The organism is Rahnella sp. P4_A8, from assembly GCF_056402435.1.
On record NZ_JBFUHK010000253.1, the window covers coordinates 1 to 1,203 of the forward strand.

Annotated in this window: 1 protein-coding gene, 1 pseudogene and 1 riboswitch; of the genes and pseudogenes, one reads left to right on the forward strand and one right to left on the reverse strand. The window is 50.4% G+C overall.

Going from position 1 to position 1,203, the window contains the following annotated elements; translation table 11 throughout:
- Positions 1-344, reverse strand: a 344-nt coding sequence (locus AC1DUO_RS25180; RefSeq protein ID WP_477989416.1) for a TonB-dependent receptor plug domain-containing protein, incomplete at its 3' end; no start/stop codon positions are given.
- 71 nt (positions 345-415) lie between these two features.
- Positions 416-688, reverse strand: a riboswitch (cobalamin riboswitch).
- Between the two features lie 141 nt (positions 689-829).
- On the opposite strand from AC1DUO_RS25180, the pseudogene AC1DUO_RS25185 reads away from it, so the two are divergent.
- A pseudogene (locus AC1DUO_RS25185) lies at positions 830-1,203 on the forward strand (tRNA (uridine(54)-C5)-methyltransferase TrmA); the annotation flags it as partial.

Below are 1,203 nucleotides of genomic sequence, written 5' to 3' on the forward strand. Positions count from 1 at the left end.
ATACCTGCCTGGTTAAGACGCACACCATCCATCAGCACCAATGTGTGGCTGGCATTCGTTCCGCGAACAAATAATGAGGTCTGCTGGCCCATTCCACCGTTCTGGGCAATATCCACGCCCGGTAAACGACGCAAAACATCAGCCACAGATTTTGACTGCCACCGGTCGATATCTGCGCGCGTGACGATATCCGTCGGCGCGAGTACTGAGGAAACGGGCTGTGGAAAACGGTTCGCGGTAACAACCAGATCATCGCCACTGTTTGTGGAAGTGCTGTCTTGCGCCCACCCTGAAAAAGCCGTGACAGATAATGCCGTCAGCAGCACATGCTTTTTAATTGTCATGAATCGAGCATCCAAACTTAATTGGCGGATGCCGCAGAGGATCACCGACGGTATTTCGCGACGACGATGATTAATGCGACGTAACATCGGCAGGTCTTCGGACTTAGGATTTGCAGGCTAATTAATTACGTCGTAATTAATTAAAAATACCCGCACCGGGCGATGACTTCCCATCTCCTCTTCTCTCTTGTCTTTATATAAGAGGGAAAGAGAAAGAAGAAACAGTGTCTGCATAATAAAGAATGCTATCGCCGTGATTTCCCCATACCGCTGCGCGCCAGTTCCGGATTCACACCGGATTCCCTTTTAACTCAGTCAATGAGGCCGAAGCGCAATCCTACGATCAACCCATTTGGAAATCCAGACATCCGTAACGTCAGGTATGTTTTACCGGAAGAAATGTAACAAAGGTGGACATAGGAGTGACTTTCCCTACAATCCCCCGCAAAGTTTGTTCATTTACTTCCTGTTAGACGAGATAACCGATGACGCCTGAAAACCTGCCCATTGAACACTATGACGACCAGTTGGCGGAAAAGACCGCACGTCTCACGGCGATGATGTCGCCTTATAATGCGCCGCAGCCTGACGTTTTCCGTTCTCCTGTCAGCCATTATCGTATGCGCGCCGAATTCCGTGTCTGGCACGATGAAGGCGACCTGTACCACATCATGTTTGATCAGCAGACCAAAGCCCGTGTGCGTGTGGATCAGTTCCCGACCGCCAGCGAACTGATTAACCGCCTGATGCCTAAGCTTATTGCGGCCATCAAACAAGATCCGGCATTGCGCCGCAAGATCTTCCAGATCGACTATCTGTCGACCCGCAGTGGCAAAATCATTGCCTCGCTGCTTTACCA